Below are 14,583 nucleotides of genomic sequence, written 5' to 3' on the forward strand. Positions count from 1 at the left end.
CATTATAGTATACTTCCTGCCGGAAACCGAAACGCTCCGACCTGCCAAAACCCGGAAGATTGTTTGAGACCCGAAGAAAACGGCTAAAAAACCTGATGGAGTTCTCAAACTAGCGAAGAGGAGCGATCTTAAGGTGGCAGATAAAAAAGACAAAAACAAAGACAAAACCAAACGGGGCGAACCGGTAATCGGACAAATCGACCGGACGCTCGTTCCGGATAAGGCCCTTGCTCTCTGGCATCTGGGTCAGGAAGGCATAGCTTTTAAAGCGGCGGGAATCATCGGGTATGTGGATCCGTATTTAAGCAATTACATAGATGACGAATTCGGCCATTCGCCGCGCAACTTCGAAACGCCTCTTTCTCCGGAGCTCATCGGGCATGCGGATCTCGTCCTGATCACGCACGATCACCCCGACCATCTCGATCCGGTCTCCGTACGCGCGATAGCGATCGCTTCCCCGCAAGCGTCGTGGATCTGTCCGGCACCGGTGGTTCCGCAGCTGACAGAGCTCGGGATTGCTCCGGACGCGGTAATCGGAGCCCGGGCGGGGCAGATGATCGACTTCCGGGATATGCGGATTACGCCGGTGGCCGGCAAGCACGAAGACTTCGAAACGGATGAGAACGGGAATCACCGGTATCTCGGCTATGTCATAGAGCTCAACGGAGTTACGCTGTATCATGCCGGAGATACGGTCGGATACGCGGGTCTGCTGGAGACGCTTCGTCCGCACCGGATCGATATTGCCTGCCTGCCGATTAACGGCCGGGATATCAAACGGTACGAAGCTAATCTCATGGGCAATATGAATTTCCGTGAAGCCGCGGATCTCGGGGTCGGAATCGGAGCGGATTTGATCGTGCCCATGCACTATGACCTGTTCGCGTTCAATACGGAGAATCCGGCTTATTTTGTCGACTATGTCCATCATACGTACCCTCACCAGAAGTTTAAGCTGTTTGCCCCCGGAGAGAGGCTGATATATTATGCCGATGATGAAATGAAAGAAAGCGGCGGGGAGAGCGGGGATTAAACTTCCCTGTAGGGGTTCCCGGACCCTACCGGCTTAACGGCTTGAACGGAGCGTCTTGTCCGCCGCAAACCTTTCGAAGGGAAGTGTGCGGGCAAGCGCCGCCGCAAGTCCGGTATAAGTGACCGGAGCGGGCGTATCCGCATCGACGGTCTAAAAGCGGGACCTTCGGCCTGCTCCCTTGTTGACGCTGCTGTCCTTATAAGGCATTATTAAGAGATAAGATGCAGCTTGGAGGGACCGCAGTGAAAGCCGAAGAAATTATACAGGCCATGTCCGAACAAGGGATGCGGATAACCGATCAAAGACGCACGCTGGCGGAATTGTTCGCCAAGTCCGAAGGGTATGTGACACCGAAAGCCGTGTATGAAAGCATGGGGAAAACATACGGCGGCCTCAGTTTTGATACGGTCTACCGCAATTTGAGAATCATGCACGACATGGGCGTGCTGGAACAGTTTGTCTTCGAAGACGGTATCAAGTTCCGTGCCCGTTGTTCGGAGATGGATCACCATCATCATCTGATCTGCCTGCAGTGCGAGAAAACGATCCCGTTCGTCTTTTGTCCTATGGACGAGGTGAAGGGATTGCCGGAAGACTTCAAGGCGGTCAAACATAAATTCGAGATCTACGGATACTGCAAGGATTGCCAGAAATGAAAAAGGTGCTCCAGGCACCCATTCACGCCTACCGCAAATATGTATCCCCTCTTAAACCGCCTACCTGCCGCTTCTATCCGACCTGTTCCCAGTATGCGCTGGAGGCGATAGAGCGGCACGGGCCGTTATACGGATCGTGGCTGGCGGCCAAGCGGATCTGCCGCTGCCACCCTTTTCACCCGGGCGGGGTCGATCCGGTTCCGCCGCCGCGGAAACAGGGGCGAAATACCGGTTGACACAATTTGCGGGATTCGCTATATTGTTGGTTAAACCTGCCTTTTCGCGGGAACAATGAAGCTAGAACGATCATCACTTTATGAATAGACATGTTCGATGAACGGATGAGTACGGGAGGAAGCTGCTTCAGAGAGCCGGGTCAGGTGAAAGCCGGTGCAGTCGGAACCCCGGAGTATGGTCCGGGAGAACATGCCTTCGAGCGGCCCGGATGAGGAAGGATTACCCTTCCCGCGTCAGGGCGTAAGGGGGCATCGCTTGTCCGGCGTTAACGGACGGAGCCGCCGGGCAGCCGGCGGCTGCCGAGCTTCGCCCTCGCAAGAGGCGGAGGAATCTGGGTGGTACCGCGTGAGCGCAGCTCTCGTCCCTTTGTTGGACGGGGGCTTTTTGTGATTTTCCGCTTCCGCGTCTCGTTTTCATAGAACATTACGAAGAAAGAGGATGGGTAACATGGACAACAACCGGAAAACCTTTTATTTAACGACACCGATTTATTACCCCAGCGACAAACTTCATATCGGGCATGCCTATACGACGGTGGCGGGAGACGCCATGGCGCGCTACAAGCGGCTTCGCGGCTATGATGTCATGTATTTGACGGGCACGGACGAGCACGGCCAGAAAATCGAACGCAAAGCGAAAGAAAAGGGGCTGACCCCCCAGGCGTTCGTGGATGAAATCGTCGACGGCATCAAATCCTTGTGGAGCCGGCTTGATATTTCCTACGATGATTTTATCCGCACGACGGACCAGCGGCATAAGGACACCGTCCAGAAAATTTTCGACCGCCTGACTCAGCAGGGAGACATTTACCTGGATACTTACGAAGGCTGGTACTGTACGCCTTGCGAATCCTTTTTCCTGGAAAATAAGCTGGTCGACGGCAAATGTCCCGACTGCGGACGTCCGGTCGAATGGGTGAAAGAGGAAAGCTATTTCTTCCGGATGAGTAAATATGCCGACAGACTGCTTAAATATTACGAGGAAAACCCGGAGTTCATTCAACCGGAATCCCGCAAGAACGAAATGATCAACAACTTCATCAAGCCGGGGCTGGAAGATCTCGCCGTTTCGCGGACAACGTTCGATTGGGGCATTAAAGTGCCCGGCAATCCCAAGCATGTCATCTACGTCTGGATCGACGCGCTGACGAATTATATTACGGCCCTCGGCTACGGCAGCGAAGATCCGTCGAAGTATGAGCGCTACTGGCCGGCCGACGTCCATCTCGTGGGCAAGGAGATTGTCCGCTTCCACACCATCTACTGGCCGATTATGCTGATGGCCCTGGATCTGCCACTGCCGAAAAAAGTGTTCGCGCACGGCTGGCTTCTCATGAAGGACGGCAAAATGTCGAAATCCAAAGGCAACGTCGTAGATCCGGTCACGCTGATCGACCATTACGGCCTCGATGCGCTGCGCTATTACTTGCTGCGCGAAGTGCCTTTCGGATCGGACGGCACCTTTACGCCCGAGGCGTTTGTCGAGCGGATCAACTACGATCTCGCCAACGATCTGGGGAATCTGCTTAACCGGACTCTGGCGATGCTCGGCAAATATTTCGACGGCGTCGTTCCGGACTTCCACCCGGGAGTTACGGCTTTTGACAAGGAACTGATCGCAACGGCGAAGGAAACGGTTGAAACCGTAGAAGCGCAGATGGAGAAAATGGAGTTTTCGACCGCCCTGGCGGCTATCTGGGCGCTTGTCAGACGCGCCAACAAATACATCGACGAGACGCAGCCATGGGCTCTGGCCAAAGACGACGTAAACCACGGCACGCTAGGCTCCGTCATGTACGCCCTGTTCGAGACGCAGCGCATCGTCAGCGTGCTTCTGCAGCCGTTCCTGACCCGCACGCCTGCGAAGATCTGGGAGCAGCTCGGCATCCAGGACGGCACGCTTACCGCATGGGACAGCGCCCACACGTTCGGCCTGCTGCCTGCCGGCACCAAAACGGCCAAAGGCGACCCGCTCTTCCCGCGCCTGGATATGGCGGAAGAGGTCGCCTTCATCGCGGCCGCAATGACAGGCGGCCAGGCGCCGGCCGGTGAAGCCGCAGCCGAGCCTGCATCGGCGGCAGAAGGGTCCGCTCCGGCCGGGAAGACTCCGGCGGAGGATGCCAAGCCCGCGCCGGAAGCGAAGCCCGAAATCGGCATCGACGATTTCGCGAAGGTGGAGCTGCGCGTGGCTCAGGTAACGGCGGCGGAGCCCGTCAAGGGCGCCGACAAGCTGCTTCAGCTCCAGCTGGACCTCGGCTACGAGCAGCGGCAGGTCGTTTCCGGCATCGCGAAGTACTACAAGCCGGAGGAGCTTGTCGGACGCAAGGTCATCTGCGTGACGAACCTGAAGCCGGTGAAGCTTCGGGGCGTGCAGTCGCAGGGGATGATCCTGGCGGCTTCCGAAGGCGACGGGCTGACGCTGGCGACCGTGCCGGATTCGATGCCGAACGGCGCCATCGTGAAATAACACCCTTTCCCGACCCGGAAAAAATGCGGACATCTTTCGCGTTTTTTCCGGGTTTTGACATGGGGAGGGGCGAATTTTTGTCAATTAATCGTAATGTTTATGATTAGTATTGACAGGAGGCGGGCCGGGTCCGTATAATCAGCAAGTAAATAAAAATAATTACGATTTACACAGCTTGATTATTGTGACAGGCTGCCGAGAGGAGTTATTTTCTATGAAAAGACGGCGTATACTTACAGGGTTGACACTGGCGATATCTCTGCTGCTGGCAGGCTGCGGAGGCGGTCAGAAGTCGGCGGTCGCGGAAGATAAAATTAATATCACGACGAGCTTTTACCCGCTTTACGATTTTGCGGTCAAGGTCGGGGGCTCCCATGTGAATGTTATCAACCTGGTACCGGCGGGTGTGGAGCCTCATGATTGGACACCGAAAGGCCGGGACATCAAAAATATCGGCGATTCCCAGTTGTTCCTCTACCAAGGAGCGGGTTTTGAAGGCTGGGTGGACGACTTCCTCAAAAGCTTGAAGGACAGCAAGGTAAAACCGGTCGTAGCGAGCGCGGGAGTCGAACTTCTTAAAGCCGGGGAAGAGGCGCACGGGCACGATCACGGCAAGGACGAACACAGCCATACCGAAGAGGCCGGCAAAGATACAGACCCTCACGCGTGGCTGAGTCCCAAAAACGCCAAAAAAATGTCCGAGAACATCAAAAACGCACTCGTTGAAGCCGATCCGGCGCACAAGAGCGACTATGAAGCGAACTATTCGGCTTACGCGGCCAAACTGGACGCTCTGGATAAGCAGTACAAGGACAGCCTTTCCGGGCTGCCGAAGAAAGAAATTGCCGTGTCCCACCAGGCATTCGCCTATTTGTGCCATGACTACGGGCTGACTCAGATGGCCATTATGGGCCTTTCCCCGGATGCCGAGCCGACCGCTCAGGATATGAAGAAAATGAGAGAGTACATCGCGGAGCACGGGATCAAATATATCTTCTTCGAAGAACTGGTATCGGACAAACTGGCGAAAACGCTGGCCAAAGACGCGAAGGTCGAAACGCTCGTACTGAATCCGCTGGAAGGGTTGACCGAAGAACAGGTAAAGCAAGGCAAAGACTATATTTCCGTGATGGAAGATAATTTGAAAAATTTGACGAAAGCTTTACAATAGAAGAGATTCATCATCGAAGCGACAGAAGCGAAAGCCGCCCGGCGGCGAAGGGAGCAGAAGAACGGAATGGAAACATGGAAACCGGACGGTTGCCATAACAAAATCGTGGAATTCAGCGGCATCTCCTTCTCATACGGAAGCAAGCCGGTTATAACGGATTTAAATTTTGACGTTCTAGAAAGAGATTTCGTAGGATTGATCGGTTCCAACGGAGCGGGGAAAACGACGCTTTTGCGGATGCTGGTCGGCCTGCATAAGCCTACGGAAGGCGATATCCGCTTGTTTGGACAGCCGATCCGGCAGTTCCGGGACTGGGAGCGCATCGGGTACGTACCCCAGAAGAATTCGCTGAATCCGCTGTTCCCGGCAACCGTCCGCGAGGTGGTTATGTCGGGGCTTTACACGAAAAAGAAGCTGTACAAGCGCCTGACCAAAGAGGATATGCGCCGGTGTGACGATGCGATGGAAGCGATGCGCATCGAAGATCTGGCGAAACGCAGAATCGGGGAATTGTCGGGCGGACAGCAGCAAAGGGTGTTTCTTGCGCGTGCTATCGCCAACAATCCCGAACTGCTCATTCTGGATGAGCCGACGGTGGGGATCGATGCGGAAAGTCAGGCGGTATTCTTTAACATGATCCGCCATATGCACCAGCATCATCACATGACCTTCATCATGGTGTCTCACGACCGGGAAATGATGAGGTCCTATCTCGGTTCGGAGCCGCAGACGCAGAGCGGAGGACTGAAGTTTTTCGTGAAGCACACGCACGAACCCGAGAATTGCGAAGAGACCGACCTGACGCATTCTACCGTCAGAGAGCTTCAAACAAGTCAATAAAGGCATGCCGCCTGTTGACAGCCGATTAAGAGGAAGTAAGGGGCGAGCAGCTTGGACATTTTTACGGAACCGTTTTTTGTAAGAGCACTTATCGGAGGCATCTTGATCGGGCTGACCGCTCCGTTGATGGGTGTCTTTCTGGTGCTGCGGAGGCTTTCGATGATCGGGGATACTCTCGCGCATGTTTCGATCGCGGGGGTGGCGCTGGGGTTTCTTCTCGGCGTGTATCCGATCGGCATGGGGCTTCTTTTTGCGCTTCTGGCATCGTTTGCGATCGAGAAGCTGCGCAAAGCGTACAAAACGTATGCGGAGCTGTCCATCGCGATTATCATGTCCGGCGGGGTGGCGCTGGCTACGCTGTTGTTTACGCTGGGCAAAGGGTATAATATTAATGTGATGAGCTATTTCTTCGGCAGCATTTACACACTCGATTCCAGCGACCTGTGGGTCGTTTTCGGCGTGTGCATCCTTGTGCTTGCCGTGGTTGCCCTGCATTTCAAGGAATTGTTCCTCATGTTCTTCGACGAGGAGGCGGCTGGCGTAAGCGGGCTGCCGTTGAAAGTGTACAACATCATGATCACGATGCTCACGGCGCTGGTCATCTCCGTATCTATCAAGATTGTGGGCGCGCTGCTCGTATCCGCGCTTCTTACGATTCCGGTCGCCTGCAGCCTTCTCGCGGCGAAGAGCTTCCGGCACTCGGTCGTGCTGTCCGTCATTATTTCGGAGATCGGTGTTGTCGCGGGACTGGCCTTGGCGGCGTGGTACGATTTTGCGCCGGGAGCGACCATCGTTCTTTCCCTGATCGTCGTCCTCATCGTTCAGTTGGTTTGGAAAACGGTCCGCCGCGCTTAAAAAAACGGCGGCCGGAAGCAGGAGGAATGCTTACACATGCAGCATGTTAATGTTTGGCTCGCTTTCTGGGCCGGGTTCGCTTCGTTTATCTCGCCGTGCTGTCTGCCGCTGTATCCTTCGTATTTGTCTTACATCACCGGAATTTCGGTCAGTGAGCTTAAGTCGGGGCAGACGAAAGGCGCGGCCAGACTGCAGACGATGGCCCATACGCTTGCATTCATTCTCGGATTTTCAATCATTTTTTACAGCCTCGGACTCGCGGCCAGCTCCGTTTCGGAGTTTTTTGTAACGAACCGGGATCTGCTCAGACAAATTGCGGCTCTGCTCATCCTTGTGATGGGATTGTTCCTGCTCGGAATTTTTCAGCCGAAGTGGATGATGAGAGAGCGCAAGCTCCAGTTTAAATGGAAACCTGCGGGCTATCTCGGATCGGTCCTGATCGGAATCGGCTTCGCCGCGGGCTGGTCGCCTTGCATCGGACCGATTTTATCGTCCATGCTTGTGATGGCTGCCGCCGAGCCGGACTCGTGGCTTCCGCTGATCAGCGCTTATTCGCTCGGATTTGCGATCCCTTTTTTCGTCCTGTCCTTTTTCATCGGATCTACCAAATGGATTTTGCGCTACTCCGCCACGATTATGAAAATAGGGGGAGGCGTCATGATTGTATTCGCCATTTTGCTGTACACCAATCAGATGTACAAAATCACAATTTGGCTGAACAACATAACGCCCCAATGGCTGCAATTTTGACATAAGCTTCGGCAGACCGGGAATCAGGTAAAATATTCGATTTTGGCGTTCGGAAACTTATCGAAAATCTGGTCCGTAATAAATTCGCGCAGAGCCGTCGCCTGCTCATCGGGATATACATACTTGCCGCGGCCGTAGCGGCCCCATTTATACTTGCGCTTCGCCTCGTCCATCTCCAATTTGGATTTGGGATAGCGGCGTTCGATCACGTTCTTCGCCGTCTTCGTGAAACGGTGCTGGATTAGCTCGAATGTCAAGTCGTCGAGCGCTTCCGGGGGCAGTGCGTTATGGAGCTTGACGATCAGCTCTTCATAGCCTTTTTCCCAGCCGTCGTGCCAAATAATCGGGGCGATGATGAAGCCGAGCGGATAACCCGCGCGGGCCACTTTGCCGGCCGCCTCAATGCGTTCATGAAACGCCGAGGTGGCCGGCTCGAAGTTTTTAATGACATAGTCGGCGTTTACGCTGAACCGGAACCGGGTATGCTTGTTATGCTTCGCATCAAGCAAAGGTTCGACATGGTGGTATTTCGTAACGAAACGAAGACGGCCGAGCGGCTCGTTGGCCATAAATTCGATATATTCTTTGAGAGAGCCGGTAATATGCTCCAAACCGACGGGATCGGAGGTGCAGGCCGCTTCGAACCGCGTAATTTCGGGGGCTCTTTCTTCGATATACTGCTTGGCGGCTTTGAGAATATCGTCGGTATTGACGTATACCCGTACATAAGGTTTGTTGCCCAAGGTCGTTTGAAGATAGCAGTAATGACAATGTCCCATACAGCCTGTCGCAATCGGCATGGCATATTCGGCGGACGGCTTGGACGTATCGAACTTCAGCGTTTTCCGGATTCCCACCACAAGCGTCCGCTTCGCGATCCGGTACTTCTCCAGCTCGGTTTCGCCCGGCAGATTTGTAATCCGGTTGTGGGAAGTCGTCATGTGGATGGGCAGCCCTTTGCTTTGGGCCCACTCCAGAATGCGTTTGCCCTTGGGATAAAGGAGGGCGTCCGGTTCGAAATAAACGAGCTCCGGCACGAACAATGCGGTGCTTCTAGTGCGGGTCATCTGTTCAGTAGCCATGGCGTGCTCCTTTAAGACGGGAAGTAACGGAACAGTCCTTCCGTTCGGCTATAGTCTGCACCCTGGACAACGCTCGTAACCGTGGGAAAAGTTCGCGGTAATGGCTGCGGCGTAGTCCGTTAACTTGCTTTATTAGTTAATAAACGGTATTATACTAAAGCAAATAAGCAACTAATTTTAGCAAAAGCAGGGGGAACTCGGGATGGCGACGCCCAGTATGGAAGATTATTTGGAACGGATCTACAAACTGATCGACGAGAAAGGCTACGCCCGTGTGTCCGACATTGCCGAAGGCCTTGAAGTGCATCCTTCTTCCGTGACGAAAATGATCCAGAAACTGGATAAAGATAAATATCTGATTTATGAGAAATACCGCGGACTCGTTCTGACTTCAAAAGGCAAAAAAATGGGCAAACGGCTGGTGGACAGACATGCCTTGCTGGAACAATTTTTAACCGTTATCGGTGTTCAGGAAGAAAATATTTACCGCGATGTGGAAGGAATCGAGCATCATCTGAGCTGGGATTCCATTACCTGCATCGAAACGCTGATTGAATATTTGAACCGGGACCCAGCCAGGCTGGAAGATCTCCGCAGCATAAGGGCAGAGCTGGACAACAGCTCGGACTCCGAATAAGACCGAAACGTTTGCCGATCTAAGATGGCGGACGTTTTTTCGTTTTTTACTGTGAAAATTGCGTCTAGGAACGTCCATTGCCGCATACATACCTAGGGAAGGTGTGCGGAGGTGACGGAATGAAAATCAACGCGGTATTCGAAGGCGGCGGTGTCAAAGGAATCGCGCTTGCAGGGGCGGTCAGCTCGGCGCTGGATAACGGATTCGAGTTTCACGACGTGGCGGGAACCTCATCCGGTTCAATCGTGGCGGCTTTTCTCGCGGCGGGATACACGGGGGAAGAAATCAAGCGGCTCATTATCGAAACCCCGTTTCACAAATTTTTAAAGCGCTCTCCCATTTTCGATACGGGAATTGTGGGGTCGGCCGCCAGGCTTATTTGGAAAAAAGGGCTCTATTCCGGAGACGCCCTGGAAGATTGGGTGCGCGAGAAGCTGGAGGTCAAAGGAATCCGGAAGTTCGGCGATCTCCGTAAAAACCAGCTGCGAATCGTGGCTTCGGATATTTCCCAGGGAAAGCTGCTCGTTTTTCCGGACGACGTCGCTCAGTACGGAATCGATCCCGGCCGTTTTTCCATTGCCCGGGCCGTCCGAATGAGCTCTTCGATTCCGTATTTTTTCGATCCCGTGAAAATCCGGAAACCCGCGCGGCAGACCCGGCACGATGAACCGTTCCGCAACCAGTTTGTGTACATTGTGGACGGGGCCATTCTGAGCAACTTCCCGTTGTGGCTTTTCGACGAGCCGGAACAGCAGCCGGGCCGCATTCCAACCTTGGGCTTCTCTCTGGTCGGCAAAATACCGAAACATATTCATAAAATCAACGGGGTTATCTCCATGTTCCAGGCTTTGTTCACGACGATGATGGATGCACACGACACCCGGTACATCGAAGAGAACAACTACTTCCGGACGATCAAAATACCTGCGCTCAACGTAAACTCGACCCAGTTCAATCTGACCCTGGAGGACAGCGAAAACTTGTACGAGGCCGGGTACCGGGCTTCCGACGACTATTTCCGCAAGTGGTCCATGCATCTGTATGAGTCCGCTTATGAAAAATACGTCCTGCGCAAGCCGGTATAAGCGGATATATGGCGGCTACGGCGGGTTAGCCCGGCGTTTGCAGGTATCCGTAAAGCCCAAGGGGTGAAAGACGGCAAGCGCGCCTATCGCGTTACAAGATTAAAGCCGCGGGGAGCGGCCGAGCATCCGGCCAACCAAAAAAGCGAACCTGAAAAGGTTCGCTTTTTTGGTTCCGCCTTCTTAGTGGTATCTTGGCGGGTCTTCCGGAGGGTCAGAAGGCTTGCTGCCTTCAATGACCCGGAACTTGGCTTTGCGCTTCCGCTCCGACGCCGAGAGCCGGTCCGGCTTGCGGCTCGCGGAGCGTGTTTTGTAGGAGGTGCCCTGCCCCTTCCGGGGGGCCATCTTGTACAGGACGAAAATCAATCCGAGCACCAGAAGGGGAATGAGAAACTGATTTAAGCTGTAGGCAAGTCCGATCAGAGCGAGCGCCGCGATGACGACGGTAGCGGCCGACCAGCGGCGATTCATGCGCTTGCCTTGGACTGGGTGAGCCGGCTTTCGGCTTCACGCATCCGGTTGAATGAGGCGATCGAGACTTCCACCTGATCGTCCGTAGGCTCTTTGGTCGTCAGCTTTTGCAGCCAGAGCCCCGGATAACCGAGGAAACGGAGAACCGGCACTTCACGAAGCGAGTTCGTAAAACGAAGAACTTCGTAAGAGACGCCGATGATGACCGGCAGAAGAACCAGGCGCTGAATGATACGGTCGATCATATTGTCGTAGGTGAAGAACGAGTAGATGATGACCCCGATGATGACGGTAAAGACGATAAAGCTGCTGCCGCAGCGGTAATGAAGCGTACTGAACTGCTGGACGTTGCGGACGTTCAGCTCGACGCCGGCTTCATATGCCGAAATGACTTTGTGCTCGGCGCCGTGATACTGGAACAGCCGTTTGATGACCGGCGTGAGCGAAATGAAGTAAATATAGGACACGAGCAAAACGATCTTGATCAGTCCTTCGATGATGTTGTGCCAGATCTGGTGCTCCTGGAAAAAGCGCCCGAACAGCGTTTGTTCCAGAATAACCGGAACGAGCGTGAAGATCACTTTCCCCATCAGGAAGGACAGGACGCCGACTACGGCTACCCCGAGAATCATCGACAGGCTGAACCCCGACTTCTCTTCCTTGGCGGGAGCCTTGCCTTCGCCTTCCTCTTCTTCCGCGAAGCTTTCGGCCGAGAAATTGAGGTGCTGCGCGCCTTTGGCGCTGGATTCGATAATTCCGACGATACCGCGGAGCAGAGGGATTTTCTTCAGTTTGTTGACCCAGCCGATTTCGGTCTTGGGAACTTCAAGAAAATCGATGGTGCGGTCTTTCTTGCGGACCGCGGTAACATGAACATTCCGGCCGGCAAACATGACGCCTTCAATAACGGCTTGTCCGCCGTAAATGCTTGTATTGGATTGTGACACGTTCTATCCACCTTCTCTAAATAGCTGGTTTCTTCTCTATTTTAGCGAATTTTCCAGCAGAATGCCACCGCTTTCTATTTCGGTTAAGAAGCGGGAATTGGTACATACTAGGTTGGACGTAAAGTTACGGATAATGGACTAGCCGGGAGGAAAAGGAACATGGTTTTACATACACAGGGAACAGCAGCGGCGGGGAATGGCAAATCCGCAGGCGGCCAAAGAAAGTCGTTTTCGCAAAACGGAGGGGCGGCCGGAGACGAGAAGAAAACGAACCGGGCTTTTTTCGCCCTGTATCTGGGGCTTTTCGCGGGGGTGATCTGGGGAGCCGTTAAAATCATCGAGTACATATTCAAATTTACGAGGATCATTCCCGCCTTTCTGGCCGAACCGTTCTACCGGCACGATTTTCTCCTCACCTGGCAGGGGATCCTGGTGGGTTGGCTGTTTTTTATCGTTTTCTCGATTCTCGCGTCTTTCATCTATATGTTCCTGTTCGGGAAAGTAAAAGGGCCCTGGATGGGGGTCGGGTACGGAATCGGGTGGTGGTGCCTGCTCTATCTGGCGATCGGCCCCTGGACGGGCATGATGGGCTGGCTGTATTACAGCGACTGGAACACGATCCTGACGGATTTTTGCCTGTTTCTGCTCTGGGGGATGTTCATCGGCTATTCGACTGCCTTCGAATTTACGGAGGAGCACAGCCGCAAACCCGCCTAGCAAGCTACCTTTTCCAAGCAACTTATGGTAAAATGGCTACGGTAAAGCGAGAAGCCGGAGCACGTTCGGCCGGCTATGAAGGAGGCGCCTAAGCGTGAATAAAGTGCTGGTCCTTAACGGGCCGAACTTGAATATGCTCGGTATACGGGAGCCGGCCGTTTACGGAAGGATGTCTTTGAAAGACATCGAAACGGCAATGACGGAAATAGCGGGAACGCTGGATCTCCAGCTGACCTTTCACCAGTCCAATCACGAGGGCCAGTTGATCGACTGGATTCACGAAGCCCACGGGACGATGGACGGGATTCTGATCAATCCCGGGGCTTTTACCCATTACAGCTACGCCATTCGCGACGCGATTTCATCGGTCGGACTGCCCGCCGTGGAGGTGCATTTGTCGAACATTCACAAGCGTGAAGAGTTCCGGCACCGTTCCGTTCTGGCCGCCGTGATGGTGGGGCAGATTGCGGGCTTCGGGGCTTTCGGCTACGAGCTCGGATTAAGAGCGCTTCATCAACATTTTGTGGAAGCTAGGTGATATTATGCAGGACAAGCGTCTGGAACGTCTACGCCGGCAGCTGACGCAGCAGGGAATCCCTGCGGTACTCGTTACGAACGCCATCAACCGCAGATACCTGACGGGCTTTACGGGCAGCGCGGGCATCGTACTGGTAACCGGCGGAAGAGCCGTCCTTATTACGGATTTCCGGTATATGGAGCAGGCTCCCAAAGAAGCCGCGGGTTACGAAATCATCGACCATAGAGGTAAAATCGGCCGGACCATTCTGGATATTCTCGGCAAGGAGTCGATCAAGCAGCTCGGCTTTGAAGAAAATGACTTGACTTATTCCGCTTATTCCGGCTATACTGGCGATTTGCAAGGGGTTGAATTGATCCCGACCGGCGGTATCGTGGAGAAGCTCAGGATCGTCAAAGACGAGTCCGAGCTCCAAATCATGCAGGAAGCCGCAGATCTGGCGGACCGGACTTTTTCTTACATATTAACGAGATTGAGAACGGGCGTGACCGAGAAGCAGATCGCGCTGGAGATGGAAATTTTCATCCGGGAGAACGGAGGCACTTCCTCGTCGTTCGATACGATCGTCGCTTCCGGCGAAAGATCGGCTCTTCCGCACGGTGTGGCGAGTGACCGGGTGCTTCAGCCGAACGAATTCGTCAAACTGGATTTCGGCGCCTTGTATAAGGGCTACTGCTCCGACATTACCCGCACCGTCGTGCTGGGTCAGCCTTCGGACAGGCACAAAGAGATTTACGGCATTGTACTCGAAGCCCAGCTGAACTGTGTCGGCAGCTTGAAGCCCGGCATGACGGGAAGCGACGGCGACGCGCTGTGCCGCGATATTATTGCCCGCTACGGGTACGGGGACAACTTCGGCCATAGCACGGGACACGGCCTCGGGATGGAAGTCCACGAGCAGCCGCGGCTTGCCAAAGGCTTTGCCGGCGTTCTCGAACCCGGCATGGTCGTGACGGTGGAACCGGGAATTTATATTCCGGGCTTCGGCGGAGTCCGCATCGAGGATGACGTCGTCATCGAGCAAAGCGGCATCCGGCTGCTGACGCATTCCACGAAAGAGCTTATCACCATTTGATTTAATTCCAGGAGGGAACTTGA

At 54.2% G+C, this 14,583-nt stretch carries 16 protein-coding genes; 13 read left to right on the top strand and 3 right to left on the bottom strand.

Annotation, left to right across the window (positions count from 1 at the left end):
* Window positions 1–133: 133 nt before the first annotated feature.
* The 8 genes from HMPREF1207_RS21650 to HMPREF1207_RS21685 all read left to right on the top strand — a co-directional run bounded on the left by HMPREF1207_RS21650 (window position 134) and on the right by HMPREF1207_RS21685 (window position 8,011).
* Complete coding sequence (locus HMPREF1207_RS21650; protein ID WP_009673248.1) at window positions 134–1,036, top strand: MBL fold metallo-hydrolase; 903 nt, start codon at window positions 134–136, stop codon at window positions 1,034–1,036.
* Between the two features lie 242 nt (window positions 1,037–1,278).
* Window positions 1,279–1,692, top strand: a complete 414-nt coding sequence (locus HMPREF1207_RS21655) for a Fur family transcriptional regulator (RefSeq protein ID WP_009673233.1) — start codon at window positions 1,279–1,281, stop codon at window positions 1,690–1,692.
* Window positions 1,689–1,928 carry a membrane protein insertion efficiency factor YidD gene (gene yidD, locus HMPREF1207_RS21660; protein ID WP_009673243.1) on the top strand — a complete coding sequence of 80 codons (240 nt, stop codon included), beginning with the start codon at window positions 1,689–1,691 and terminating at the stop codon, window positions 1,926–1,928. Before HMPREF1207_RS21655 ends, yidD begins: the two co-directional genes overlap by 4 nt.
* Window positions 1,929–2,376: 448 nt before the next feature.
* Window positions 2,377–4,395 carry a methionine--tRNA ligase gene (gene metG / locus HMPREF1207_RS21665; RefSeq protein ID WP_009673236.1) on the top strand — a complete coding sequence of 673 codons (2,019 nt, stop codon included), beginning with the start codon at window positions 2,377–2,379 and terminating at the stop codon, window positions 4,393–4,395.
* Window positions 4,396–4,609: 214 nt separating this feature from the next.
* Window positions 4,610–5,566 carry a metal ABC transporter substrate-binding protein gene (locus tag HMPREF1207_RS21670; RefSeq protein WP_016423979.1) on the top strand — a complete coding sequence of 319 codons (957 nt, stop codon included), beginning with the start codon at window positions 4,610–4,612 and terminating at the stop codon, window positions 5,564–5,566.
* Window positions 5,567–5,632: 66 nt separating this feature from the next.
* Window positions 5,633–6,406, top strand: a complete 774-nt coding sequence (locus tag HMPREF1207_RS21675) for a metal ABC transporter ATP-binding protein (RefSeq protein WP_009674866.1) — start codon at window positions 5,633–5,635, stop codon at window positions 6,404–6,406.
* A 51-nt stretch (window positions 6,407–6,457) separates the two neighbouring features.
* Complete coding sequence (locus HMPREF1207_RS21680; RefSeq protein ID WP_009674868.1) at window positions 6,458–7,261, top strand: metal ABC transporter permease; 804 nt, start codon at window positions 6,458–6,460, stop codon at window positions 7,259–7,261.
* 36 nt (window positions 7,262–7,297) lie between these two features.
* A complete protein-coding gene (locus HMPREF1207_RS21685; RefSeq protein ID WP_009674913.1) occupies window positions 7,298–8,011 on the top strand; it encodes a cytochrome c biogenesis CcdA family protein in 714 nt (237 codons plus the stop codon).
* 23 nt (window positions 8,012–8,034) lie between these two features.
* Here HMPREF1207_RS21685 and splB read toward each other — a convergent pair whose 3' ends face one another.
* Window positions 8,035–9,093: a spore photoproduct lyase gene (gene splB, locus HMPREF1207_RS21690; RefSeq protein WP_009674881.1), complete on the bottom strand. Its 1,059-nt coding sequence runs from the start codon at window positions 9,091–9,093 to the stop codon at window positions 8,035–8,037.
* Between the two features lie 202 nt (window positions 9,094–9,295).
* On the opposite strand from splB, the gene mntR reads away from it, so the two are divergent.
* Together mntR and HMPREF1207_RS21700 are read left to right on the top strand one after the other, a co-directional pair.
* Window positions 9,296–9,730 carry a transcriptional regulator MntR gene (gene mntR, locus HMPREF1207_RS21695; RefSeq protein ID WP_009674896.1) on the top strand — a complete coding sequence of 145 codons (435 nt, stop codon included), beginning with the start codon at window positions 9,296–9,298 and terminating at the stop codon, window positions 9,728–9,730.
* Window positions 9,731–9,849: 119 nt separating this feature from the next.
* On the top strand, window positions 9,850–10,815 hold the full coding sequence (locus HMPREF1207_RS21700; protein ID WP_009674905.1) for a patatin-like phospholipase family protein: 966 nt from the start codon (window positions 9,850–9,852) through the stop codon (window positions 10,813–10,815).
* A gap of 180 nt (window positions 10,816–10,995) precedes the next feature.
* On the opposite strand, the gene HMPREF1207_RS21705 is transcribed toward HMPREF1207_RS21700, so the two are convergent.
* Window positions 10,996–11,283 (bottom strand): hypothetical protein, encoded by a 288-nt coding sequence (locus HMPREF1207_RS21705; protein WP_009674930.1) that lies wholly within the window; start codon window positions 11,281–11,283, stop codon window positions 10,996–10,998.
* The gene (locus HMPREF1207_RS21710; RefSeq protein WP_009674888.1) at window positions 11,280–12,230 is read right to left on the bottom strand and encodes a DUF1385 domain-containing protein; all 951 of its coding nucleotides are present in this window, start codon (window positions 12,228–12,230) and stop codon (window positions 11,280–11,282) included. The genes HMPREF1207_RS21705 and HMPREF1207_RS21710 overlap by 4 nt, the downstream gene beginning before the upstream one ends.
* A 159-nt stretch (window positions 12,231–12,389) precedes the next feature.
* Between HMPREF1207_RS21710 and HMPREF1207_RS21715 the strand changes: the two genes are divergently transcribed.
* From HMPREF1207_RS21715 to HMPREF1207_RS21725, 3 genes are all read left to right on the top strand, one after another.
* Window positions 12,390–12,947 (top strand): YqhR family membrane protein, encoded by a 558-nt coding sequence (locus HMPREF1207_RS21715; protein WP_009674869.1) that lies wholly within the window; start codon window positions 12,390–12,392, stop codon window positions 12,945–12,947.
* A 94-nt stretch (window positions 12,948–13,041) separates the two neighbouring features.
* Complete coding sequence (gene aroQ / locus HMPREF1207_RS21720) at window positions 13,042–13,485, top strand: type II 3-dehydroquinate dehydratase (protein WP_009674867.1); 444 nt, start codon at window positions 13,042–13,044, stop codon at window positions 13,483–13,485.
* A gap of 4 nt (window positions 13,486–13,489) precedes the next feature.
* On the top strand, window positions 13,490–14,560 hold the full coding sequence (locus HMPREF1207_RS21725; protein WP_009674924.1) for a M24 family metallopeptidase: 1,071 nt from the start codon (window positions 13,490–13,492) through the stop codon (window positions 14,558–14,560).
* The last annotated feature ends 23 nt before the right edge of the window (window positions 14,561–14,583 follow it).

Source organism: Paenibacillus sp. HGH0039 (genome assembly GCF_000411255.1).
Taxonomy (GTDB): Bacteria; Bacillota; Bacilli; order Paenibacillales; family NBRC-103111; genus Paenibacillus_F.